Genomic DNA, 22,257 nt, shown 5'->3' with positions numbered 1-22,257 from the left:
TAATGGATAAGTTACAAGTGGTTGATGGAATCAAAAGAATCGAACCAGATTATGTAGAGATATATCATCGGATGTTTTCTAAAAATCTACGCGAGTTGCTACAAAAGGTGAAAAATACAGGGGTATTCAATCAAGATTTATGCAAAAAAACAATATTTACGGGTGTGAAATTTATTAGATATACAAAAAGTGATACATCAAATTATGAATATTTAAAAGACAAGCTGCAATTAATTGGCTACTTACAAGAATTGATGAAAAAGATAACCCCAAGAGAATTTATAAATATGTTCCCGATCACAAAATCTTATGACGGAGATAAATGGGAAGAGAAAGATTATTTCTTTACCATGAATCGCGCTAAAGAAATCGGGATGGACACTCCTATAGGGGAGAACATCTTAGAATTTCTTTATGATTATGAAAATTGGGATATGACATGTTTTACGGTTAGTTCAATGACTATTATGAGCAGGCTCAGACGAGCAGAAGGGAAAAAGTCATTGGCAGAAGAGTTTTTTGAGGATGCAGGAATGGATACTTATACGATGCATACTGATCTCCAAGGTAAACAAAAGTTAATAAATAATCGTACTGGAGAAACTCAAGAAGTTCAAAAACCTAAACCAAGATATTTAAAGCCAGTCCAATGATCAATATTACAAAGATTTATAGACAAAAAAAGTAACTTGCGCCAACAAGCTACTAAATAAAAATACTTACAAAAATATACTTATTAGAAATATAACATACATGTCCAGTTTATGAAAAGAGGGGCATGAATATGACCACTTAAATATAAGAGGTGCCTATATGAGTAAATTAATCATAAATGAAGAGCCATTATTAGTTCTTCCGTCATTAGCAAAAAGTATTGGACTAAATGAAGCTGTTTTTTTACAACAAATACATTATTGGTTAAATCGTTCTAATCATTTTTTTGATGGAAGGCGTTGGATATACAACAGTGCTGCTGAATGGTCCAAACAATTTCCATTTTGGAGCGAAAAGACAATTAGACGTATTTTAAAAAATCTAGAGGAAACAAAGGTATTACTAACGGGTAATTATAACAAAGCGAAATTCGATAAAACAAAATGGTATTCCATTGATTATGAAAAACTACGTTTGCTCGAATCCGCAGACGATATGGACAAGTTGACTAGGAGAAGTGGCAAAGATGACCAGATGCTACAGGACAAGTTGACCAAACCAATACCAGAGAATACACAGAGACTATCTACAGAGATTAAAGAATATATAGTCGAGATAGTAAACTATCTCAACATCACCTGCAATAAAAATTATCGTCCTAATACTAAAAAAACTCAAACATTAATCAAAGCAAGGTTAGCTGAGGGCTATACAGTTGAACAATTTAAGAAAGTAATTGATATAAAAAAATCTCATTGGTTCAAAGATTCGAAGATGGAAGAGTATTTACGCCCAGAGACATTATTCGGTACGAAATTCGAAAGCTATTTAAATAGTAAACCCAAAGCACGACAGCACTCGGAAATGTCAGCGGATGAACGATTACAACATTTCCAACAAGTGGCAGCTGAGCAAGATAATTTACCATTTTAGGGGTGTGCTAAATGGGGAGAGAAGAGTTATTCGAAAAAGTGTTTAGTAGCAAACGCGAGGTAAGAAATTCTGTTAATGTCGAGGAATTAATGAAAGCTATGTCCCTTGAAGAAGGTGCATGGTGTAAAACTTGTAAAATATTCATTCCGATGATGCAACTACCTATTTATTTATTAAAACATTTAAAAGGAGCGAAAGTACCAGGTGTTAATTCAACTGGGAAAGTGCAACCCGTATGTCCTAAATGTTATAGAAAGCCTTCGGCCGAAAAAGATGAAGTTCGATATCAAGATATTGTAGAGGCAGCACAAAAACGAATGCAGCAAGGGGAACAAAATCGATATTTAATGCCGACGCCAGAAAGATACATTGATGCTACACTTGAAAATTTTGAAATGAGAGCAGGTGTGGAGAAGGCGGTTAAAGGGGCGAGGTACTTTATTGAAAATATATCCCAAAAGAAAGAAAAAGGGTTGTTTCTACAAGGTGGATTCGGATCTGGGAAAACAAGACTGTGTTATTCCATTAAACATACTTTAGAAAGCATGGGGACAAATGTCATTGTATATAACGTAACACAATTATTAGACCGAATACGCTCTACGTTTAACAGTGACAAAGAAAGTAAAGCGGAAATTATGGCATTACTAATGAAATGTGATGTATTAGTGCTGGATGATTTAGGAGCAGAAAAGCCGTCAGAATTTGCAGCTGAATTTTTATATACAATCGTTGATTATCGATACAGTACATGGAGACGAATGATCATTACAAGTAACTGCAGCAATGAGGAATTGCAGGAACGTTTAGGTCATTTACAAGGTGGACGTATTTTAGATCGGTTAAGAGAAGGGTGTTATAAAATTACAATTACGGCAGGGAGTGCGAGAAATGGCTAATAAAAACGGGGAAATACTTGAAGGATTGAAAGAGTTATTATGGGAGCTGTTAAACAGAGCAAAAACCGATGGAAGAGTAAGAGATTTTTTAGACGATTTTAAAGTAATGTTAACAGAAAATAAACATTCAGCAAAAGAGGAGTTTTCGGAGGCTTTGCTTAGATTGCAAGAAAAGCACTTTCCTAAGTTTGATAAAGGAGAGAGCAAAAATGACTAAAGAAAAGGTACAAGCTAAGGAAACAGTCAATGTTCGTGGAATGTCAGATGATGAGTTTATGGAGAAATATGAAAGGCTTGTACATCATTGTGTGTGGAAGAGATATGCGAAAAAAAAGACCAGTATAGAACATGACACAAATTTAGATATTGAGGATTTAACACAATATGGAATGATTGGTTTGATAAAAGCAAGAGACAATTTTAACCCTGAATTTGGATGTGCATTTTCAACATATGCTGTTCCTAAAATTATGGGGGAAATAGGAAGAGCAATTCGAGACAACCAGAAAGTGAAAGTGCAAAGAAGTGTATATAGTGTAAAAGGGAAAATTTTAAATCAACAGTTAGCAGATAAGGAGCCAGAAGAGATAGCGGACATTTTAAACGAGCCAGTAACATTAGTAAAGATGGCCCTAAAGTATCAGCCAAGTACAGATTCTCTCAATAAAGTAGTGTATGCATCTGGATCTAATGAGGATGTAACATTAGAAAGAATGTTAGAAGATACTAAAGTGGAAGACATTGAAGAAACCACCATTAACCGAGTTGTAATAAGAGAATTTAAAGCTGCACTAGCTCCTAAAGAATACATTGTTTTAGATATGCATTTACAAAATATGACGCAACAAAACATTGCAAATCAAATGGGATACAGTCAGGTACAAATTAGCCGTATATTAGCAAAGATTAATCAAAGAGCTACTCAATTTGGTAAAGAAGGAGGGCTTCAAGATTGAGTGTTACAAAGGGAGTTTGTATCGATGTAGATCACTCAGATTTGTTAAAGGAGAAAGTAGAGTATTTTTTATTCCCTGCTAAACCAAATCATTACTACGTAAGCAGGTTTAATCGTAAAGGAGCACATTTCGGTTGCTATCAAGCTGAAAGATTTCAAATCACGGAAAAGGAAGTATGGACACCAGAACCTGAACCGAATCTGCCAGAGTTAAATACAAGTTTATTCTATAGAGCTCAGTTGATTTGGCGAAAAAAGGGATATAAAGATAAACCACTTAAAGATTACATCGTACAGCCGAGGGGAAAACATTGCTACTTTTGGCATGATCGGGAGCGCAAGAAATTTTGTGGTTGTTTTCCGATGCATTGGTTTACCGATTTTGTACCAGTTCAAAGTCACAATATAGAAGAAAAAACTAAAGAAGAGGTTAAGTTATTACAACGGCCAGATGGACAACTTGCATTTTTTTAACGAAAGAAAGTGAATAGGCGTTTCACCCAGTCATCGATTAAAAAAGGAGTGTTCTTAATGGATATTAAAAAGTTGTTTGCAATGCAGAACGTTTTGGATAAAAGAGTTTTAGAGTCAAAAAATCTTTCTAGAGAAGAAGTATTTGAATTTAGAATACTAGCGTTTTTAGATGAATTAGGCGAATGCATGAAGGAATGGCGAGTATTTAAGTTTTGGAGCAATGATCGTAAACCGAGAACTAGCATACCTACAGGGCAGGTCAAAGTATTAGATGATGGGTGTAAAGTAGAAGTTTATAAAAATCCACTTCTCGAAGAATACGTTGACGGATTACACTTTGCATAGATTTGAAAACAGAAATCAACTTTCCTGCTTCTATGCGTTGCGAGACAGTTACAGAACAGTTTTTCGAATTGTATCATCTAGCAATACGATTAAAAGAAGAACCGACAGCATTTAGAGCAGACGTCTTATTAGCTCATTATCTTGGTTTAGGGGAATTGTTAGGCTTTTCGTTAGAAGAAATTGAATACGAATATATTGAGAAAAACAAGGTTAATCATGAACGTCAAAGCAATGGATACTAATACAATTTGAATTTTATTAAGAAATGGGGGGTTATTTTGGATAAAGAGAAGTTATTGGCGCAGTTAGATAGTCTTATCGCAAATGCAAATGGTTGGATAAAAGATGCTGAAAAAAGAGACGATTGGAATGATGTATTTCATTATCAAGGTAAGAAAGAAGCGTTTGAAAATGTGAAGAAAATACTTCTAGGGCAATATTAAACAAAAGCGTTATTTGAATAGAAAGGGTGGATGAGAAATGGATTATGTATCATTTGATATTTTAGAAGGAAAAGTTTTAACAGAAATTAAACAAGACGTTCCAGATGAATTGTTGTTCTATACTTCTGATGGGGAAATTTACAAGATATATCACCAACAAGATTGCTGCGAGTCAGTTGGAATTGAAGAAATTATCGGGGATTTAGATGATCTTATTGGTTCGCCTATAACAATGGCAGAAGAAGTTAGTCAAGATGGCCCAGATAATGATTGGGGAAGTAGCACTTGGACGTTTTATAAATTAGCGACAATCAAGGGATACGTAACGCTTCGTTGGTTAGGGTAATCGAACGGATATTATTCTGAATCAGTCGATTTTGTAAAGATAGAAATCGAAGATGAAATTTAAACAAAATAGTTATTCGAATAAGAAAAGAGGAGCGGCGATGAAGAAACAAAGATGGAGAAAAACAAAAGTTAAAACTTGTTACTTATGTGACAAGAAATTAAATATAAACCAGATCCGAGGCATAAATGATTGGAGTTATAAAAACAAAATTTTGTATTGGTGTGAGGATTGCGTAGAGTATTAAAACAAAATTCTTATTGTATGACCAAAAATAAAAGAACCCGTTTGCTATAAACGGATTCTTCTCTCAAGGTCTGCAAGAAATTCAAGGTAACTGGACCAGAGCACCATATTGAATTTCTTATGATATTAATGTATTCAAAGAAATCTAAAAGATGAATGGGAATTAAATAAAATCTTTATTTGGAAAGAATTCAGCCCCTAACGGTGCGCTGTTAGGGGCTGAATCTCGAGAACTTTTATTAAAATTACATGAGGTTGATCAGTGAATGTAACTATCGATCTCTCGAATTATAGCACTAAGTAAATTAAATTTACAACTTAATATTTACATTTAGTGATAAAAGATATGGAGGGGAATGGAACGGATGAGACATACAAGAAATAGACAAATGACAAAAATAGGTGAAGAAAATTTTATGGGAATGAAGAATATCAAAATTTCAACGATACGAAAGTTTGATGGAGAGTTTAATAATAGATTAGATCCAACTTTCCGGTGGCACAGAGATTATCATGGTATGAATATTGTATCTTTTAACCGTAAGGGTGAAGCATTTAAAACTAATGTGATAAAAGTTAGAAATTAAACAAAATCGTTATTTAAATAAAAGAAACCCCGTTTGTCTGCGGAGTTCCTAAGGGTAATTGTCAAGTAATGACGTACTCGACTAAATAACTATATCATGAATTTTTTGGTAAAAATACTGGTAAATGTGTCCAAATGGATAGGAGTATTATTTTGAACAAAAACGCTATTTGAATAGAAAGGGAGTAGAAAGAATGAAAACATTTAATGTGACTTTCACAGAATTAAAAGTGTATGAAGCTGTCGTTGAAGCAGAGTCAACAGAAGAAGTTATTAATACAATCAAACGTTTAAAAAGAACTGAGGATGATTTAGTAGACAAAGGAGTCATTATAAATGAAGTTAGTGAGATAAATGTTAGCGGAGAACAAAAGTTCGAATAAGTTAACTCCTCAGATTGCTCATTGTGAGACGATAACAACCTACTGAATATCATAAGACCTTATTAATAAAAAAGCTCTTATTCGAGCGTACAAACCTGTTATACGTGTTGTGCGGAAATTAGAATGAATTTATTAAGAAAGGGAGTATAAAAAATGAGAACTGGAAAGAAAAAACATGTAAAAAGAGCAATTTTGAATCGTCAAAAGGAAATTGATAAAGAACGGACTGCTGCAGCTTGGAGAAATATTTTTGTGAAATCAGGAATCATAAAATAAAAAAGGAAAAGCAACTCGATGGGGCAAGTCACTTTTCCAGATGGCAATGTAAATCCATTATAGCAAAACAAATGTACAAGTTGTAAGAATAAACAACAAGACATTTTGACACCTATCGACAATCGGAAATGTGGTTGTTGATCTGGAAATATGAAAGTAGGTGAATCATCATTTGTTTAACTGGCTGAGAGATTACCAAAAGTTAGAAGAAGACATAGCCTATCTGGAATACAACTTAGATAAAACAAAAGCCGAATTAAGACGCTGGGTTAGTGGTGATTTGAGAGAAGTACGTTTAACGGCAGAATCTGAAGGTGCAAAAGTTGAAAACCGTATTGAAGCGATTGAATATGAATTAGCACATAAGATGAACGATATGTATAAATTAAAAAAGTTAATTAGTAAGTTTAGAGGATTAGAAAATCAGATACTCAAATTGAAATATGTGGATGGTATGACGTTAGAAGAAATAGCAGAGGTAGTAAATTATAGTTCTAGTCATATCAAAAAGAAACATGCTGAACTTGTTCGACTGATTAAGTTCGTGGAGCGTGAAGGTATCATTTAGGTTCACTCCTAAAATGAATCGAAACGGTTGAAAAAATGATTTATATTGATAGCATACAATTTTAGCAGAAGGGCAACTGGTGCACGGTTGCTCTTTTTTTGTAGTTTATGGATTTCAAAAGTTGCATACCAGAATAATTTAGGATATTAACAACGTTCAACATACTCTAATTGTAGAAATGGATGGGATAACATATGCTGAATCAAGTACTTAATATGGATTGTTTAGAAGGTATGAAAATGATTGAAGATAAATCCATCGATATGATTCTTTGTGATTTACCTTATGGAACTACTGCATGTAAATGGGACAATATTATTCCGTTCGATTTGCTATGGGAACAATACGAAAGAATTATAAAAGATAATGGGGCCATCCTTTTAACAGCAAGCCAACCTTTCACTACTAAGTTGATTGCCTCAAATATTAAATTGTTTCGTTATGAGTGGATCTGGAAGAAGGGAAATCATACAACAGGTTTTCCGAATGCAAACAGAATGCCGCTCAAAAATCATGAAAACATATTAGTATTCTACAAAAAACTGCCTAAATATTATCCGCAAGATTTAATTTTATTAGATAAACCGATTCAAAAGAAAGAAATACGTAGAATGAAGATACTCGGTAAAAGAAACAATGAATCATTAAATAAAGTACATGTTAAAAAATACACTAATTATCCAAAATCTGTGATTGATTTTCCGCGTGATAGCAAGACATTTCATCCAACACAAAAGCCTGTAGCTTTATTTGAGTACTTGATTAAGACGTATACAAAAGAAGGCGAAATCGTTTTAGATAACTGTATGGGGTCATTCACGACTGCTATAGCATGTATCAATACAAATCGTAATTACATTGGATTTGAAATGGATGAAGAGTATTGGAAGTTAGGGAATGAACGTGTTAATAAACATATCGAATCATTAAAGCACTCGTAATAGGTGCTTTTTATTTTGGAGGAAAATGAACTATGGACATTCAAGAGTTGTCAATGCGATTAGAATATCTAGAACAGAAAGTGCGTCAGGTAGAAACGAAGGCAGATGCGCTAGGTCAAACTACTATACAAAAAGGCGATAAAGTAAAAGTGGTGTATCCACATTTAGGATACAAGGCGAGTACTTAGTAAAGAAAATCGATAACGGTGTGATGGAATTGGTAGCAGAAGAAACAATGAAAAAGATACAGGAGTGATTAGAATTGAAGAAGTTATCTAAACAAGAACTAGCAGCTGTAATGACATATTGTGTTTCAACGCTTGGTGAGAAAATAGTTAATGAACATATTGATCCCCAGAAGTTGGCGCAAGCAACTGCCATCCATAATGAGCTCTTTGATAATACAACTCCCAAAGAACGTAGGGAAGCGACGATTAGTTTACTAGGGAAAGCGATTGATGAGTTTTTAGAGAGTAAGGAGTGAGGATTATGAATGACGATTTAAAAAAGAAAATCGTTGCTCTTGGTTTACTCCCTATAGATGAATCAATATATGTCAGGTATCTTAAAGTTCGGGAAGATGTAGGATTAGATGCAAGACGTTTCACCCACTACAAAATGTATAAACATGTTTTTATGCCATACTCAAATGACTATCTTATTAGGACATCATTAGAAGAATTATTGAAGAAGGATAAAGAAAACTACAAACAGTTTTGTCCTTCTTTTTTTGTGCGGTTAAAAGATAAGTATTTTATCTGGAAGTTCAAACGTGCATTAAAGAAATTTAAAAAAGAATATGGAAAGGAGAATAACTGAATGAACGGATTTAATAAAATCGTTAACGATATGCAAAATGAACAAGTAGGAAACGCTATGTTAGATTTTGCTTTGGCCGCTAAAATGATGTTTGCTGCCTTTACGCAATTTAAAGAAGCGGGATTTAACGAAGAGCAGTCATTTGAATTAACACGTGAGATATTAATTGATTCATTAAGTAAGAATCAATAGATCAATGAGGTGAAAGGGAATGCAAGTTTATTGCTCTGAGTGTGATAAAAGTTATGACATGCATCCGCAAGTAACACAACTTCATAATCGTATTGAGAAGTGTTTCTTTATTTGTCCTCATTGTAATCATGAACATGTAGCTGCGTACGTGAATGATAAGATTCGTAAGTATCAAGCAGATATAGCAAAGTGTCATGAGCGGATTAATAAAAAGAATCTTGCTATAGAAGATGAAATGAAACGATTAAGGAAGAGGTTTGAAAGGGGAAAGTGAGAGGTGAAGTGAGTTTGAAAATGCCATTAACAAAACATTGGTGCTTAGATAGAAACTGCGGATTTGAAGAGACTTCTCATAAGATACGTGACGGTTGGAAATGTCCTCATTGCAACGGGCCAATGACGTTGCAACAGGTGAATAAGAAAAAAGAAAGCGCCAAGTGATGGTGCTTTTTATTTTGGAGGAGGATGAAGAATGAAATATAAAATGCAATTGGAATGTAGAGATAACGAATGTCGTACAGTAATGTTCGGTCATTTTTTAGAAGGAATGAACTGTGTTAAATGTGGTGGCCCGACAATAGAGAAACCATATAATCCAGTCGAGAAGCAAGTAAATCAAAATAAGAATAGTGAACTAACAATACAAGTTAGTGTAGATACAACAAAAGCATTAGAAGGGATCAAGGAAGTAACGGAAGCTGCTAATGAATGTGCAGATGCGTTGGAGAAGTTGGAAAAGGTGATGAATAAATTTAAAGTCCAAACTGAAATGGCTGAAGTATCTTTCGATATAAAATCGATTACTCAATCCACAATTGAACAGACAGCAGACTTCATTAAATTACAAGCGAATAAATTAGATATAAAATGTTCAAATCAAATTTGATTATTGTAGGCGCTACTGTAAATTATGGAGCGTCTTGTTTGTTGAGATAAGGTAAGGAGTGAGGAGAGATGAGGAAGCCGCTTAGACCGTGCTGCGAATTCCATTGTTATAATCTCACACGCGAAAGGTATTGTGATGAACATAGGTACAAAGAAAAGGAAACGCAGCAGGATAAGAATAGATACTATGACCGATTCAAACGAGACAAGGAGAGCACGGCTTTCTATAAATCAAAGGCATGGGAAAGGTTAAGAGAGCAGGCACTAATGAGAGATAAGGGTTTGTGCCTACACTGTAAGAACAATAGAAAGATTAAAGTTGCAGATATGGTTGACCATATCATTCCAATAAAAGTTGATCCAAGTTTAAAACTTAAATTAGAAAACTTACAATCACTTTGTAATCCATGTCACAACAGGAAAACAGCAGAAGACAAAAAGAAGTACGGGTAGGGGTGGGTCGAAAAACATTCAGGACGGTCTTCCCGTACCGCCGCCCCCCCAACTTCGCAGAAAAATCCGTTTTTGCATATTTTTTTAAGGGGGTGTAATCATGGCTGGAAGAAATAAACAACCACTCTCTGTTATACAGGGAAAAGGTAGATCAAATCACATTACAAAAAGTGAGAAAAACAGACGAGAAAAACAAGAAGAAGCATTACGAGGGCATACTGATAAAATTGAAGCTCCTTCTTATTTGACCGCAGCACAAAAAAAGGAATTCGATGCTTTAGCTGCTGAATTAGTCAGGCTGAAAATTTTCAGCAACTTAGATGTTGACAGTTTAGCAAGGTACGTTGATTCTAAAGACCAATATATAAAAATGGTTCGTCTTCTAAGAAAAACAAAAGCTTCAGATGACTTTAAATTGTATTCTCAAATGCAAAGAAGTAAAAATCTTTTATTTAATGAATGCCGTTCTTCAGCTAGTGATTTGGGTTTGACCATTACATCCCGCTTAAAATTAGTTATTCCAGAAGCAGATACTTCACAACAAAAGCAAAGTGAAGCGCAAAAGCGTTTTGGTGATCGTATATGAACTGGATAATGGAACGGGTTTTTGCATATTGCGAGGATATTTTAAGTGGCAAAATAAATAGTTGCAAAAAACATCGTTGGGCCATCGAACGATTTATAAGGGATTATGAGGAGTGTCAAAGTGAAGACAGTCCTTTTTATTTTGATGGAGAGATAGCGGAGGATTTTTACTGGTTTGCAAAGGAATTTAAGCATGTTGAAGGGATTTTGGCAGGTGAATCCGTAGAATTAACTGATTTTCAATTGTTTCTAGCGGCTAATATATTCGGATTCAAAAAGAAAATAAATGGAGCTAGGCGATTTAGAAAGGCTTTTATTCAGTTAGCGCGTAAAAATGCTAAATCTCAGTTTCTTGCTATTGTAGCAGCTTTTTGTACATTTCTTGGAGATGAAAAACAACGTGCTTATATTGCCGGATGGACAAGAGACCAATCATCTGAAGTTTATGAAGCTGTAAAAACAGGGATTAGTTCTAGTGAATTGTTAGAAGGGAAATGGAAAGAAGCTTATAGTACCATTGAAATATTTAAGAATGGTTCAGTGGTAGTCCCACTTTCAAAAGAAGCTAGAAAAACTGGTGATGGTAAAAACCCGTCTCTTGGAATTGTCGATGAATATCACGCACATGAAACTGATGAAATTTATGACGTTTTATCGTCTGGTATGGTGGCAAGGAAAGAGCCGTTAATGTTTATCATAACAACAGCTGGTTTCGACTTATCAAGACCTTGTTATAGGGAGTATGAGTATGTCAGTGATATCTTAGACCCGTCAAAAAATGTAGAAAACGATGATTATTTCGTTATGATCTGCGAATTGGAAAAGAACGATGATATCAAAGATGAGTCGAATTGGATAAAAGCAAACCCAATCGTAGCAACATATGAAGAAGGTTTGGAAGGCATACGTTCAGATTTGAAAGTTGCTCTTGATAGACCTGAGAAGATGAGGGCCTTTTTAACGAAAAACATGAATATCTGGGTCGATAAAAAGGACAACGGATACATGGATATGTCAAAATGGCAAAAATGTGAAGTAGATAACCTTGATTTTTCAGGTGCAACTCTTTGGATAGGTGGCGACTTATCAATGACAACGGATTTAACAAGTGTCGGTTGGGTTGGAATGGATGATGAAGGTGATTTTATTGTTGGACAACATTCTTTTATGCCTGAAGCACGTTTGAAAGAAAAAATGGCTATAGATAAGGTGCGGTATGATTTATGGGCCGAACAAGGATATTTGACTTTAACGCCCGGTGAAATGGTTGATTATACAATTGTCGAGTCTTGGATAGAAAACTTTTCAAAAGATAAAGAAATCCAAGAGTTTGATTATGATAAATGGAATGCGTTGCATCTAGCACAAAATTTAGAGAATAAAGGATTTGTTTGTGTAGAAATCCCTCAAAGGATTGCTAATTTATCCATTCCGACTAAAACTTTTCGTGAAAAAGTATACGAAAAGAAAGTTAAACATAATGGAGACCCAGTCCTTTTTTGGGCGCTTAATAATGCTGTTGTTAAAATGGATGATCAGGAAAACATTATGATTTCGAAAAAAATAAGTAAAAATCGTATTGATCCAGCAGCAGCGGTATTAAATGCGTTTGCTAGGGCTATGTATGGAGCAAGTGTCAGGTTTGATGTATCTGAATTTGCGAATAAAGACTTTCTAGGCAAGTTATGGAACTAGGGAGGGGGTGAACATGTGAAAATAGTGGATTCAGTTAAAAAGTTCTTTAATTTTGAAAAACGTCAAACGTCGCAGGTAATAGAGTTAAATAAAGACGATGAGAAATTATTAGAATGGTTAGGGATTTCTCCAAGTGATATTAGTGTTAAAGGAAAAAATGCTTTAAAAGTTGCTACAGTCTTTGCTTGTACCAAGATACTATCTGAATCTGTATCAAAGTTACCATTGAAAATTTATCAGGAAGATGAATATGGAATCCAACGCGGGACTAAGCATTATCTCAACAATGTATTGAGACTAAGGCCTAACCCGTATATGTCTAGCATGAATTTTTTTGGGGCATTAGAAGCTCAAAAAAATTTATATGGCAATAGCTACGCCAACATAGAATTTGATAGAAAAGGTAAAGTTCAAGCGTTATGGCCGATAGATGCTTCTAAAGTGACGGTGTACATTGATGACGTCGGTTTATTAAATTCCAAAACTAAAATGTGGTATGTAGTAAATACGAATGGACAGCAAAGAGTGTTAAAGTCTGAAGAGATACTGCACTTTAAAAACGGAATAACTCTTGATGGTCTTGTTGGTGTTCCTACAATGGAATATTTAAAGTCAACATTAGAAAATTCAGCTTCAGCTGATAAATTCATAAATAACTTTTACAAACAAGGCTTACAGGTAAAGGGATTAGTTCAATATGTCGGTGATTTAAGTGAAGATGCGAAAAAGGTTTTCCGAGAAAATTTTGAATCAATGTCTAGCGGTCTTCAAAATAGTCATCGTATTGCATTAATGCCAGTAGGATACCAATTTCAGCCTATATCCTTAAATATGTCAGATGCTCAATTCCTTGAAAATACTGAGCTTACTATTAGGCAAATCGCTACTGCATTCGGCATTAAAATGCATCAATTAAACGATTTGAGTAAAGCGACTTTAAATAATATTGAGCAGCAGCAACAACAATTTTATACCGATACATTGCAAGCTACTTTAACGATGTATGAGCAAGAAATGACTTATAAGCTATTTTTAGACAGTGAGTTGGATAAAGGCTTTTATTCGAAATTCAATGTAGATGCTATTCTACGGGCGGATATTAAAACGAGATATGAAGCTTATAGGACAGGTATTCAAGGTGGTTTCCTCAAACCTAACGAGGCTAGAAGTAAAGAAGATTTACCACCAGAAGTTGGTGGGGATCGCTTACTTGTTAATGGGAATATGCTACCGATTGATATGGCTGGACAAGCGTATTTGAAGGGAGGTGATACTAGTGGAGAAGTCAGCAAAGAAGGAAATGAAGGAAATTAGAGCTTTACCAATGACTATTGAAGTCCGTGAAGTTAATGAGGACGATGGAAAACGAACAATTTCTGGATCGATAAAATATAACAATGAAAGTGCTGAAATGCGTGACTGGTGGGGCGATTCTTTCGTAGAAGAGATTGCTGAAGGGGCTTTTGATGAAAGTTTAAAAGTTCGTGATGTTGTAGGTTTATGGTCTCACGACACATCTCAAGTATTAGGAAATACAAAAAGTAAAACTTTACGAATCGAAAATGACAAGAAAGAATTACGGTTTGAATTAGATATTCCTAATACAACTGTCGGGAATGACGCATGGGAATTGATTAAGCGTGGAGATGTTGATGGAGTTTCTTTTGGGATGAAAGTTACAAAAGACAAATGGTCATCGGAAGAACGTGAAAATGGAAAGCTTTATAAGCGTTCGATTTTGAATGCCGAACTATATGAAATATCACCGGTTGCATTTCCGGCATATCCCACGAATGAAGTAAGTGTACGTTCATTGGATGAGTTTAAAGCTGGAGAAAAGCGAGTAGCTGATGAATTTAGGAAAAGAAAATTACAAATCGAACTAGAGCTTATATAAGGCTCTTTTTTTATTGATAAATTTAAGGAGTGATTTGAATGTCAAAAGAATTACGTGAATTATTAGCTAAATTAGAAGGGAAAAAGGAAGAAGTACGCTCTCTCATGAGAGAAGATAAAGTGGCAGAAGCAGAACAAATGATGGAAGAAGTGCGATCACTTCAGAAAAAAGTTGATTTACAACGCTCATTGGATGAATCGGAAGCGGAAGAACGAAACAATGGCCGAGAAGTTGAAACACGTAATGTAGATGGTGAAATGGAATACCGAGATGTATTTATGAAAGCATTACGTAATAAACCATTAAATGCTGAAGAACGTGAGTTTCTTGAGGATGATTTAGAAAAACGCGCAATGTCTGGATTAACTGGGGAAGATGGAGGGCTGGTTATCCCTCAAGATATTCAAACACGAATCAATGAATTAGCTCGTTCATTTGATGCACTTGAGCAATATGTAACTGTTGAGCCAGTGCGTACACGTTCAGGATCAAGAGTATTAGAGAAAAATTCAGAAATGATTCCGTTTGTTGAAATCACTGAAATGGGCGAAATTCCAGAAACTGATAACCCGAAATTCTCAAATGTACAATATGCAGTGAAGGACAGAGCAGGTATTTTACCGTTATCTCGTTCATTGCTTCAAGATAGTGACCAAAACATCCTAAAGTATGTAATTAACTGGCTAGGTAAAAAATCTAAGGTTACACGTAATGTGTTAATCTTGAATGTAATCGAAAAGTTAACAAAGCAAGCAATCAAATCTCTGGATGATATTAAAGATGTATTAAATGTTAAATTAGACCCAGCGATTTCTCCCAATGCAATTTTACTTACAAATCAAGATGGGTTTAATTACTTAGATAAATTAAAAGATAAAGACGGAAAATATATTTTACAGTCAGACCCAACGCAAAAAAACAAAAAACTATTTGCTGGTACTAATCCAGTTGTTGTTGTTTCAAATCGTTTTTTAAAAACAAAGGGAACTACAAATAAAAAAGCTCCACTTATTATTGGGGATTTAAAGGAAGCTATTGTTTTATTTAAACGTGAAGATATGGAACTTGCTTCTACAGATGTAGGTGGTAAAGCATTCACTCGTAATACATTAGACTTACGTGCAATTCAACGTGATGATGTACAAATGTGGGATAACGAAGCAGCAGTTTACGGAGAAATCGATTTAAGCGCTCCTGTTGAACAACCTCAAGGGTAAGTTAGGGAGGCATTTGAATGCTTGTTACCTTAGAAGAAGCTAAAGAATGGATTCGAGTGGATGGGGACGATGACCAAACTATCACTATGTTAATTAAAGCGGCTGAATTATATATTTACAAAGCAACTGGCAAAACATTTACTCAAACAAATGAAGATGCTAAGTTGCTTTGTTTATTTTTGGTTGCCGATTGGTATGAAAACCGATTGCTTGTAGGGGAAAAAGCCAGTGAAAAAATCAGAACTATTGTTCAGAGTATGATATTACAGCTCCAATATGCTCCAGAACCTCAGGAGGAAAGCAAATGAATCCTGCAAAATTAGATAAAAGGCTTACATTTCAAGTAAAAGATGAAAATGCAAAAGGGCCTGACGGTGATCCAATAGATGGCTATAAAGATGCTTTTACTGTATGGGGCTCTTTCGTTTATTTAAAAGGAAGGAAATACTTTGAGGCAGCGGCTGCTAATAGTGAGGTTCAAGGAGAAACAGAAATCAGAAATCGGGATGATGTAAGTGCAGATATGAAAATTAATTACAAAAACGTGATTTATGATATTGTTTCCGTTATTCCAACTCAAGATCATACTTTATTAATCATGTGGAAGCGTGGTGAAATGAATGGCTGATGGTGTAGATTTGTTAGGTTTTGATCGTTTAGTTACTGAATTAAATCAAATGGGGTTACGCGGAGAGGAAATTGAAGATAAAGCTCTTGCATCCGGTGGTGAACAAATTCGAAAAGCTATTGCAGAAAGAAGTGAACCGAGGAGTTCAAGTCCTAAGAAACCTTCCAAAAGTGAACCTTGGCGTACGGGCCAACATTTGCTTGATAATATACGAGTTACGAAGGCACGAATGGAAAATGGTGTGAAAACGATTAAGATTGGAATAGACAAAGCGGATCGTTCTCCATATTTCTATGGAAAGTTTTTAGAGTGGGGTACATCCAAAATGCCAGCACATCCATTTATAGAGCCGGGTTTTAATGCTTCAAAAGCGGAAGCTGTACGTGCTATGACAGATATTTTAAAGAACGAAATGAGGTTGAACCTGTGATAAATCTAAGACCTGATATTTTACAAGCTCTTGAGAATAATCAAGAGCTTGTTTCATTGTTAGGTGGAAAAAGAATTTATTACCGTAAAGCAAAGAAAGCAGAAGAGTTTCCGCGAATTACGTATTTTGAATTAGATAATAGGCCAGATGGATTTGCAGATAATCGAGAAATTGAAAGTGAAGTCTTGTTTCAAATTGATGTTTGGGCAAAGGGTAGTACAACAGCAATTCATCAAAAAGTGAATGAAGTCATGAAAAGTATCGGCTTCTCACGTTATGCGATTGCTGATTTATATGAAGATGATACAGAAATATTTCATTACGCGATGCGATTCGCAAAAGGAGTGGAGTTATAGATGGCTGGAGAAGTTATTAAAATTAGTTCGACTGTCGGTGTAGATAACCTAGTTTATGCGAAGTCATTAAAAGATGATGCAACTGGTGTTGATTACAGCACGGTTAAAAAAATGGAAGGTGCAGTAAAGGTTAAATTAACTAAAAAAGTATCTTCTGAGGTTATGTGGAGCGATAACAGAAAATCAGAGATTGCAGAATCTGATGGTGAAACTGAAGTGGAAATCGAACTTCGAAGTATTTCTCTATCAACAAAGGCTGACATTGAAGGGTTTCCAGAAGTAAAAGATGGAGTTTTAGATGAGAAACGTGAAGGTGAGAAACCATATTTAGCTATTGGTTTCCGATTCTTAAAAGCCAATGGTAAGTATCGATATGTTTGGTTATTAAAAGGGAAACTTTCACAAGAGGAAGAAGAGGCTGAAACGAAAAAAGATAAACCGAATTTCCAAACAACAAAATTGAAAGGTTCCTTTATTGAACGTGATTTTGATGATAGAACGAAATTTACAGCGGATGAAGATGAGCCAACGTTTACAAAATCAGTTGGAGATAATTGGTTTAATAAAGTATATGAAAAACCAGTCGCACAACCACCAGCAGGAAAATAAGAGGGAGCAAATGCTCTCTCTTTTTATTATTTAAGGAGGAATAAATTATGAAATTAACTTTACGAATCAATAACGAAGAAAAAACTTTTAACTTACCAGCATTCATCCCAGCTCGTTTAATTCGCCGAGCTCCTGAACTTGCAGACATTCCAAATAATCCTGAAGCTTCCGATTTAGATAAGATGGTGGAATATGTTGTACAGGTTTACGGTGAACAATTTACAGTAGATCAGTATTGGGACGGTATAGACGCTCGGAAATTTTTACTAACGACAACAGATGTAATTAATGCTCTAGTTAATGAAACGGTAGAAGCAGCGGGCGCTAATCCTGTAGCTGATGGAGTAGAAAACCCAAACGTATAGAGGGAGGAGGGTTGACATTCGGCGAGTTTATGGATGAACTCTACCTCTCTTTATTGCAACAAGGGTACAAACACCATCACATTGATAATGAGATGGATATTTGGCATTATTTGAGGCTTAATCGCAAAATGCATGAAAACGGAAATGAAAATCACGAAGGATCTAATTCAAATGAAGTAGAAGTGCCAGCTGAAAACATTATTTAACGAGGGAGGTGAGACTATGGCGAACGAAATAAATAATCTGGTCGTTAGACTTTCCCTTGATAATGTAAACTTTCGACAAGGTATCTCAAATTCAGGGCGTGCAGTCAGGACGTTACAGAATGAGTTGAAATCTGTAAGCACAGGGATGGGCGGTTTTGCCAACGCTAGTCAGCAAACACAGGCAAAATTGAATACGCTCAGCAGACTCATTGAAGCCCAAAAAGAAAAAGTTAAGGCATTACGTCAAGCTTATGATCAGAACAAAGCTAAATTAGGTGAAAATGATGCTGCAACTCAGCGGTACGCTGCACAAGTTAATAAGGCTGTTGCGGATTTAAATCGATTTGAGAATGAACTCAAACAAGTGAATCGTCAGGCGCAACAAACAGCAATGGATAAATTAAATAATTCATTGAAATCTTTACAAGCTGAATTCCAAGCGGTTACAACGGGGATGCATGGGTACACCAATGCGACTGAACAGACACGAGCGAAAATTGATGTTCTATCTCGTATGGTAGATAAGCAAAAAGAGAAAATTAGGGAGCTTCAGTCAGCTTATAATCGCGCTAAAACCGAGGAAGGAGAAGCGAGTCAATCAGCGCAACGTTACGCAGAACAAATTCATAGGGCCACTGCTGAATTAAATCGATTTGAACAAGGATTACGTCAGTCAAATCATGAACTTGAGCAACAAGGGAATCGACTACTGAATTTCGGGAATCGCATGGAAACACTGGGGAATCATTTGCAAAATGCAGGAAGTCAAATTGGTATTGTTTTTGGTGGAATGACATATGCAATAGGTCGTGGTTTAAAGTCCGCAGTTACAGAATCGATGAATTTTGAACAGCAAATGGCTAATGTTAAAGCAGTATCTGGTTCTACTGGAGAAGAAATGAAGAAATTAAGTGAATTAGCTGTCAATATGGGTGAAACAACAAAATATTCTTCTGTAGAAGCAGGAAAAGGTATTGAAGAATTAATAAAAGCTGGTGTCAGTTTAACAGATATTATTAATGGGGGTCTATCTGGTGCGCTGAACCTAGCCACTGCTGGAGAATTAGATTTAGGTGAAGCGGCAGAAATTGCATCGACAGCCTTAAATGCGTTTAAAGCAGACCATCTATCAGTAGCGGATGCGGCTAACATTTTATCAGGTGCAGCAAACGCATCGGCTACAGATGTACGTGAACTGAAATATGGTTTAGCGGCATCTTCAGCAGTAGCAGCAGGAGCAGGGATGACGTTTAAAGATACAGCTACGACTCTGGCAGTGTTTGCTCAAAATGGTCTAAAGGGATCAGATGCAGGAACATCTTTAAAAACAATGCTCATGCGTTTAAATCCTTCAACAAAAGAAGCATATAACAAAATGAGAGATTTAGGACTTATTACTTATAATGCGCAGGCTGGTTTTGATTTCTTAGTTAAAAACGGTATTCAACCAGCTTCCAGAAATGTAGGGGATATAGAAGTAGCTTTAGAACAATATGTAATGAAAACAGAAGGTGTAACGAAATGGAATGATAAATGTGATACAACATTTCGTGAATTAGCAACAAGTTCAGCTTTCTTATCATCAAAATTCTACGATCAACAAGGGCATATTCAAAGTCTAGAAAATATTTCAGGGACACTTCATGAATCAATGAAAGATTTGACAGACCAGCAACGAAGCATGGCTTTAGAAACATTATTTGGTTCGGATGCGGTACGTGGTGCGACTATTCTCTTTAAAGAAGGAGCAAAAGGTGTCAATGAGATGTGGGATGCCATGTCTAAAGTTACGGCTGCTGATGTTGCAGCGACTAAAATTGATACTCTACAAGGACGAATTACATTATTAGATTCAGCGTTTTCTACTATGAAAAAGACAATTGGTGACGCACTTGCTCCTGTAGTGAGTGCTTTTGTTGCGGGTTTACAAAAACTTGTTGATGGATTTAACTCTTTACCTGCTCCTGTACAAAAGGCAATAGCAATTACAGGTGGTATTGTTCTTGCTTTAACAGCGGTAGCCGCTGCAATCGGTGTAGTTTTAGCGGCAGTCGGGATGGTTATGTCAGGGATTGGAGCGCTAGCAACATCATTAGGAATTGCTGGTGGCGCTGCAGGTCTTGCTGGTGCTGCGGTTGGATTTTTAGGAAGTGCATTAGGAGTACTTCTTGGGCCTGTTGGTTTAATAGCAGCGGCTCTTATCGGAACTGGAGTAGTTGCATATAAAGCATATCAAAAAGCAACTGAAGACAGTATCGCTTCAGTAGATCGTTTTGCTACAAATACAGAAGGGAAAGTAAGCTCCTCAACAAAGAAGGTTCTTGGCGAGTATTTTAAACTGTCCGATGGTATTAGACAAAAGTTAACTGAAATTAGATTGAATCATGAAGTAATAACAGAAGAACAGTCGCAGAAGTTGATTGGTCAATACGACAAATTAGGTAATACGATTATAGAAAAAACAAATGCAAGACAACAAAAAGAGGTCGAAGGACTTAAAAAGTTTTTTGCGGATTCTTATGTATTAACTGCAGAAGAAGAAAATAAGCGGATTGAACAAATGAATCAACATTACGAACAAGAAAAGTTAAAGACGCAAGAAAAAGAAAATAAAATTAAAGAAATTATTCAAACGGCAGCAAATGAAAAACGTGAATTTACTACATCTGAAAGAATTTCTTTACAAGCTTTACAAGATGAAATGGATAGAACAGCTATCCAACATATGTCTAAAAATCAAATGGAGCAAAAAGTTATTTATGAAAATATGCGGGTGCAAGCTAGCGAAATTACAGCTAGACAAGCAGCCGAAGTTGTTGAAAATAGTGCTAAAGCAAGAGATAAGGTTATTGAAGATGCAAAGAAAACTCGTGATGATAAAATTGCGTATGCTATACGTTTACGAGATGAGTCAGGAACACTTAATAAAGAAGAAGCGGATGCAGCTATTGCGGAAGCGAATCGTCAATATAATAGCACGGTTTCTACAGCAAAAGATAAACATCGAGAAATTGTGAGTGAAGCAAAAGCGCAAGCTGGTGAACATGCAAATCAGGTAGATTGGGAAACGGGCCAAGTAAAATCGAAATATCAAGTTATGAAAGATGATGTTGTCCGAAAAATGAAAGAAACGTGGTCAGATGTTACCAACAAATATGAAGATATGAAAAACTCTGCAAGTAACAAGGTAGAGGAAATAAAAAATACAGTTTCGAGAAAATTTGGTGAAAAAGTCCAAGCGGTAAAAGATAAGATGAACGAAGTGAAAAGCGGTATCGAAGAAAAATGGAATACAGTTGAAAAATTTTTCAGTTCTATAAATTTACGTTCCATTGGTAAATCAATTATAGAAGGTCTTGGAAGAGGGTTGGATGATGCGACAGGTGGTTTATATAGTAAGGCGAAAAGCATTGCTGGAGAGATTAAAAAGACTATTTCTGGAGCACTAGAAATTAACAGTCCGTCTAAAGTGATGATTCCAGTCGGTAGCGCAGTTCCAGAAGGTGTTGGGGTTGGTATGGATAAAGGAAAACGGTTTGTTGTTGATGCAGCGAAAAATGTAGTCGGAACCGTTAAGAAGCAGATGGGGAATATGCCATCTATTTTTGATTTTGGATTCCAAACAAATCAATATAGTATCCCACAAAATACGTTTGGCAATTTTAGCGGATACACGCAACCGCAATTAGCTTATAACAACCAATCTATGGCTAAAACTATATTCCCAGATAGAGCGGGTGGAGAGCAAGAACTGAAATTAACTGTAAATATGACAAATGTTTTAGATGGGAAAGAGCTTGCAAATGGAAGTTACACCTACACTACAAAACTTCAAGATCGTGAACAAAAAAGAAGAGCGGAATTTTAAGGG

The 22,257-nt window shown here is 35.6% G+C and carries 33 protein-coding genes and 1 pseudogene; all 34 read left to right on the top strand.

The features are described from left to right. Positions 1–2: 2 nt before the first annotated feature. The 34 genes and pseudogenes from MKY00_RS22615 to MKY00_RS22445 all read left to right on the top strand — a co-directional run bounded on the left by MKY00_RS22615 (position 3) and on the right by MKY00_RS22445 (position 22,254). Positions 3–653, top strand: coding sequence for a hypothetical protein (locus tag MKY00_RS22615; protein ID WP_061129229.1), 651 nt, complete (start codon positions 3–5; stop codon positions 651–653). Between the two features lie 160 nt (positions 654–813). Beyond that, on the top strand, positions 814–1,587 hold the full coding sequence (locus tag MKY00_RS22610) for a conserved phage C-terminal domain-containing protein (protein WP_061129230.1): 774 nt from the start codon (positions 814–816) through the stop codon (positions 1,585–1,587). Positions 1,588–1,598: 11 nt separating this feature from the next. Beyond that, the gene (locus MKY00_RS22605) at positions 1,599–2,486 is read left to right on the top strand and encodes an ATP-binding protein (protein WP_061129231.1); all 888 of its coding nucleotides are present in this window, start codon (positions 1,599–1,601) and stop codon (positions 2,484–2,486) included. Next, entirely contained in the window at positions 2,479–2,703 is a 225-nt protein-coding gene (locus tag MKY00_RS22600; RefSeq protein ID WP_061129232.1) for a hypothetical protein, read from the top strand. Before MKY00_RS22605 ends, MKY00_RS22600 begins: the two co-directional genes overlap by 8 nt. Continuing rightward, on the top strand, positions 2,696–3,442 hold the full coding sequence (locus MKY00_RS22595; RefSeq protein ID WP_061129233.1) for a sigma-70 family RNA polymerase sigma factor: 747 nt from the start codon (positions 2,696–2,698) through the stop codon (positions 3,440–3,442). Before MKY00_RS22600 ends, MKY00_RS22595 begins: the two co-directional genes overlap by 8 nt. Next, a complete protein-coding gene (locus MKY00_RS22590; RefSeq protein WP_061129234.1) occupies positions 3,439–3,915 on the top strand; it encodes a hypothetical protein in 477 nt (158 codons plus the stop codon). The genes MKY00_RS22595 and MKY00_RS22590 overlap by 4 nt, the downstream gene beginning before the upstream one ends. A 57-nt stretch (positions 3,916–3,972) precedes the next feature. Further along, a pseudogene (locus MKY00_RS30245) lies at positions 3,973–4,502 on the top strand (dUTP diphosphatase). Between the two features lie 36 nt (positions 4,503–4,538). Then, the gene (locus MKY00_RS22575) at positions 4,539–4,703 is read left to right on the top strand and encodes a hypothetical protein (RefSeq protein ID WP_181365330.1); all 165 of its coding nucleotides are present in this window, start codon (positions 4,539–4,541) and stop codon (positions 4,701–4,703) included. Positions 4,704–4,740: 37 nt separating this feature from the next. Next, positions 4,741–5,049 (top strand): DUF7448 domain-containing protein, encoded by a 309-nt coding sequence (locus MKY00_RS22570; protein WP_341035253.1) that lies wholly within the window; start codon positions 4,741–4,743, stop codon positions 5,047–5,049. 611 nt (positions 5,050–5,660) lie between these two features. Next, complete coding sequence (locus MKY00_RS22565) at positions 5,661–5,882, top strand: hypothetical protein (protein WP_001216585.1); 222 nt, start codon at positions 5,661–5,663, stop codon at positions 5,880–5,882. 193 nt (positions 5,883–6,075) lie between these two features. Beyond that, the gene (locus MKY00_RS22560) at positions 6,076–6,264 is read left to right on the top strand and encodes a hypothetical protein (protein ID WP_061129391.1); all 189 of its coding nucleotides are present in this window, start codon (positions 6,076–6,078) and stop codon (positions 6,262–6,264) included. A gap of 153 nt (positions 6,265–6,417) precedes the next feature. Further along, complete coding sequence (locus tag MKY00_RS22555) at positions 6,418–6,540, top strand: DUF3983 domain-containing protein (protein WP_001258960.1); 123 nt, start codon at positions 6,418–6,420, stop codon at positions 6,538–6,540. A 172-nt stretch (positions 6,541–6,712) separates the two neighbouring features. After that, positions 6,713–7,108, top strand: coding sequence for a sigma factor-like helix-turn-helix DNA-binding protein (locus tag MKY00_RS22550; protein ID WP_061129390.1), 396 nt, complete (start codon positions 6,713–6,715; stop codon positions 7,106–7,108). A gap of 194 nt (positions 7,109–7,302) precedes the next feature. Further along, positions 7,303–8,049, top strand: coding sequence for a DNA-methyltransferase (locus tag MKY00_RS22545; protein ID WP_061129389.1), 747 nt, complete (start codon positions 7,303–7,305; stop codon positions 8,047–8,049). 32 nt (positions 8,050–8,081) lie between these two features. Then, positions 8,082–8,237 (top strand): hypothetical protein, encoded by a 156-nt coding sequence (locus tag MKY00_RS22540; RefSeq protein ID WP_235589766.1) that lies wholly within the window; start codon positions 8,082–8,084, stop codon positions 8,235–8,237. A gap of 74 nt (positions 8,238–8,311) precedes the next feature. Continuing rightward, complete coding sequence (locus tag MKY00_RS22535) at positions 8,312–8,533, top strand: hypothetical protein (protein ID WP_080444290.1); 222 nt, start codon at positions 8,312–8,314, stop codon at positions 8,531–8,533. Between the two features lie 5 nt (positions 8,534–8,538). Continuing rightward, positions 8,539–8,868 (top strand): hypothetical protein, encoded by a 330-nt coding sequence (locus MKY00_RS22530; RefSeq protein WP_061129388.1) that lies wholly within the window; start codon positions 8,539–8,541, stop codon positions 8,866–8,868. Beyond that, positions 8,869–9,060 (top strand): hypothetical protein, encoded by a 192-nt coding sequence (locus tag MKY00_RS22525; protein WP_001982927.1) that lies wholly within the window; start codon positions 8,869–8,871, stop codon positions 9,058–9,060. Positions 9,061–9,079: 19 nt separating this feature from the next. Beyond that, the gene (locus MKY00_RS22520) at positions 9,080–9,334 is read left to right on the top strand and encodes a hypothetical protein (RefSeq protein ID WP_061129387.1); all 255 of its coding nucleotides are present in this window, start codon (positions 9,080–9,082) and stop codon (positions 9,332–9,334) included. 198 nt (positions 9,335–9,532) lie between these two features. After that, entirely contained in the window at positions 9,533–9,946 is a 414-nt protein-coding gene (locus tag MKY00_RS22515; protein ID WP_061129386.1) for a hypothetical protein, read from the top strand. A gap of 68 nt (positions 9,947–10,014) precedes the next feature. Continuing rightward, on the top strand, positions 10,015–10,398 hold the full coding sequence (locus tag MKY00_RS22510; RefSeq protein ID WP_061129385.1) for an HNH endonuclease: 384 nt from the start codon (positions 10,015–10,017) through the stop codon (positions 10,396–10,398). Between the two features lie 100 nt (positions 10,399–10,498). Then, positions 10,499–10,984, top strand: a complete 486-nt coding sequence (locus MKY00_RS22505; RefSeq protein ID WP_042513014.1) for a phage terminase small subunit P27 family — start codon at positions 10,499–10,501, stop codon at positions 10,982–10,984. Then, on the top strand, positions 10,981–12,678 hold the full coding sequence (locus MKY00_RS22500; RefSeq protein ID WP_061129384.1) for a terminase large subunit: 1,698 nt from the start codon (positions 10,981–10,983) through the stop codon (positions 12,676–12,678). Before MKY00_RS22505 ends, MKY00_RS22500 begins: the two co-directional genes overlap by 4 nt. Before the next feature lie 15 nt (positions 12,679–12,693). Then, complete coding sequence (locus tag MKY00_RS22495) at positions 12,694–13,992, top strand: phage portal protein (RefSeq protein WP_080444289.1); 1,299 nt, start codon at positions 12,694–12,696, stop codon at positions 13,990–13,992. Then, a complete protein-coding gene (locus MKY00_RS22490; protein WP_061129383.1) occupies positions 13,955–14,575 on the top strand; it encodes an HK97 family phage prohead protease in 621 nt (206 codons plus the stop codon). The genes MKY00_RS22495 and MKY00_RS22490 overlap by 38 nt, the downstream gene beginning before the upstream one ends. 38 nt (positions 14,576–14,613) lie before the next feature. Continuing rightward, entirely contained in the window at positions 14,614–15,792 is a 1,179-nt protein-coding gene (locus tag MKY00_RS22485) for a phage major capsid protein (RefSeq protein WP_061129382.1), read from the top strand. Between the two features lie 17 nt (positions 15,793–15,809). Continuing rightward, positions 15,810–16,100 (top strand): head-tail connector protein, encoded by a 291-nt coding sequence (locus MKY00_RS22480; RefSeq protein WP_061129381.1) that lies wholly within the window; start codon positions 15,810–15,812, stop codon positions 16,098–16,100. Beyond that, entirely contained in the window at positions 16,097–16,420 is a 324-nt protein-coding gene (locus MKY00_RS22475) for a phage head closure protein (protein WP_061129380.1), read from the top strand. The genes MKY00_RS22480 and MKY00_RS22475 overlap by 4 nt, the downstream gene beginning before the upstream one ends. Further along, positions 16,413–16,850, top strand: a complete 438-nt coding sequence (locus tag MKY00_RS22470) for an HK97-gp10 family putative phage morphogenesis protein (protein WP_061129379.1) — start codon at positions 16,413–16,415, stop codon at positions 16,848–16,850. Before MKY00_RS22475 ends, MKY00_RS22470 begins: the two co-directional genes overlap by 8 nt. Continuing rightward, positions 16,847–17,206 carry a tail completion protein gp17 gene (gp17, locus tag MKY00_RS22465; RefSeq protein WP_061129378.1) on the top strand — a complete coding sequence of 120 codons (360 nt, stop codon included), beginning with the start codon at positions 16,847–16,849 and terminating at the stop codon, positions 17,204–17,206. Before MKY00_RS22470 ends, gp17 begins: the two co-directional genes overlap by 4 nt. Beyond that, the gene (locus tag MKY00_RS22460; RefSeq protein ID WP_016718561.1) at positions 17,207–17,815 is read left to right on the top strand and encodes a major tail protein; all 609 of its coding nucleotides are present in this window, start codon (positions 17,207–17,209) and stop codon (positions 17,813–17,815) included. Between the two features lie 47 nt (positions 17,816–17,862). Then, a complete protein-coding gene (gene gpG, locus MKY00_RS22455) occupies positions 17,863–18,180 on the top strand; it encodes a phage tail assembly chaperone G (protein WP_061129377.1) in 318 nt (105 codons plus the stop codon). An 11-nt stretch (positions 18,181–18,191) separates the two neighbouring features. After that, a complete protein-coding gene (locus tag MKY00_RS22450) occupies positions 18,192–18,386 on the top strand; it encodes a hypothetical protein (protein WP_061129376.1) in 195 nt (64 codons plus the stop codon). A 16-nt stretch (positions 18,387–18,402) separates the two neighbouring features. After that, positions 18,403–22,254, top strand: a complete 3,852-nt coding sequence (locus tag MKY00_RS22445; RefSeq protein ID WP_061129375.1) for a phage tail tape measure protein — start codon at positions 18,403–18,405, stop codon at positions 22,252–22,254. The last annotated feature ends 3 nt before the right edge of the window (positions 22,255–22,257 follow it).

Origin of the sequence: Bacillus sp. FSL R9-9834, assembly GCF_038006905.1 — a bacterium.
GTDB classification, from domain to species: domain Bacteria; phylum Bacillota; class Bacilli; order Bacillales; family Bacillaceae_G; genus Bacillus_A; species Bacillus_A pacificus.
This window is presented reverse-complemented; position numbering and strand designations above follow the sequence as displayed.

What these genes read in the sequence shown, in the direction of transcription:
- MKY00_RS22615 (WP_061129229.1), top strand. Translation starts at nt 3, where the DNA reads ATGGATAAGTTACAAGTGGTTGATGGAATCAAAAGAATCGAACCAGAT.
- MKY00_RS22610 (WP_061129230.1), top strand. Translation starts at nt 814, where the DNA reads ATGAGTAAATTAATCATAAATGAAGAGCCATTATTAGTTCTTCCGTCA.
- MKY00_RS22605 (WP_061129231.1), top strand. Translation starts at nt 1,599, where the DNA reads ATGGGGAGAGAAGAGTTATTCGAAAAAGTGTTTAGTAGCAAACGCGAG.
- MKY00_RS22600 (WP_061129232.1), top strand. Translation starts at nt 2,479, where the DNA reads ATGGCTAATAAAAACGGGGAAATACTTGAAGGATTGAAAGAGTTATTA.
- MKY00_RS22595 (WP_061129233.1), top strand. Translation starts at nt 2,696, where the DNA reads ATGACTAAAGAAAAGGTACAAGCTAAGGAAACAGTCAATGTTCGTGGA.
- MKY00_RS22570 (WP_341035253.1), top strand. Translation starts at nt 4,741, where the DNA reads ATGGATTATGTATCATTTGATATTTTAGAAGGAAAAGTTTTAACAGAA.
- MKY00_RS22565 (WP_001216585.1), top strand. Translation starts at nt 5,661, where the DNA reads ATGAGACATACAAGAAATAGACAAATGACAAAAATAGGTGAAGAAAAT.
- MKY00_RS22560 (WP_061129391.1), top strand. Translation starts at nt 6,076, where the DNA reads ATGAAAACATTTAATGTGACTTTCACAGAATTAAAAGTGTATGAAGCT.
- MKY00_RS22555 (WP_001258960.1), top strand. Translation starts at nt 6,418, where the DNA reads ATGAGAACTGGAAAGAAAAAACATGTAAAAAGAGCAATTTTGAATCGT.
- MKY00_RS22545 (WP_061129389.1), top strand. Translation starts at nt 7,303, where the DNA reads ATGCTGAATCAAGTACTTAATATGGATTGTTTAGAAGGTATGAAAATG.
- MKY00_RS22540 (WP_235589766.1), top strand. Translation starts at nt 8,082, where the DNA reads ATGGACATTCAAGAGTTGTCAATGCGATTAGAATATCTAGAACAGAAA.
- MKY00_RS22530 (WP_061129388.1), top strand. Translation starts at nt 8,539, where the DNA reads ATGAATGACGATTTAAAAAAGAAAATCGTTGCTCTTGGTTTACTCCCT.
- MKY00_RS22525 (WP_001982927.1), top strand. Translation starts at nt 8,869, where the DNA reads ATGAACGGATTTAATAAAATCGTTAACGATATGCAAAATGAACAAGTA.
- MKY00_RS22520 (WP_061129387.1), top strand. Translation starts at nt 9,080, where the DNA reads ATGCAAGTTTATTGCTCTGAGTGTGATAAAAGTTATGACATGCATCCG.
- MKY00_RS22515 (WP_061129386.1), top strand. Translation starts at nt 9,533, where the DNA reads ATGAAATATAAAATGCAATTGGAATGTAGAGATAACGAATGTCGTACA.
- MKY00_RS22510 (WP_061129385.1), top strand. Translation starts at nt 10,015, where the DNA reads ATGAGGAAGCCGCTTAGACCGTGCTGCGAATTCCATTGTTATAATCTC.
- MKY00_RS22505 (WP_042513014.1), top strand. Translation starts at nt 10,499, where the DNA reads ATGGCTGGAAGAAATAAACAACCACTCTCTGTTATACAGGGAAAAGGT.
- MKY00_RS22500 (WP_061129384.1), top strand. Translation starts at nt 10,981, where the DNA reads ATGAACTGGATAATGGAACGGGTTTTTGCATATTGCGAGGATATTTTA.
- MKY00_RS22485 (WP_061129382.1), top strand. Translation starts at nt 14,614, where the DNA reads ATGTCAAAAGAATTACGTGAATTATTAGCTAAATTAGAAGGGAAAAAG.
- MKY00_RS22480 (WP_061129381.1), top strand. Translation starts at nt 15,810, where the DNA reads ATGCTTGTTACCTTAGAAGAAGCTAAAGAATGGATTCGAGTGGATGGG.
- MKY00_RS22475 (WP_061129380.1), top strand. Translation starts at nt 16,097, where the DNA reads ATGAATCCTGCAAAATTAGATAAAAGGCTTACATTTCAAGTAAAAGAT.
- MKY00_RS22470 (WP_061129379.1), top strand. Translation starts at nt 16,413, where the DNA reads ATGGCTGATGGTGTAGATTTGTTAGGTTTTGATCGTTTAGTTACTGAA.
- MKY00_RS22460 (WP_016718561.1), top strand. Translation starts at nt 17,207, where the DNA reads ATGGCTGGAGAAGTTATTAAAATTAGTTCGACTGTCGGTGTAGATAAC.
- gpG (WP_061129377.1), top strand. Translation starts at nt 17,863, where the DNA reads ATGAAATTAACTTTACGAATCAATAACGAAGAAAAAACTTTTAACTTA.
- MKY00_RS22445 (WP_061129375.1), top strand. Translation starts at nt 18,403, where the DNA reads ATGGCGAACGAAATAAATAATCTGGTCGTTAGACTTTCCCTTGATAAT.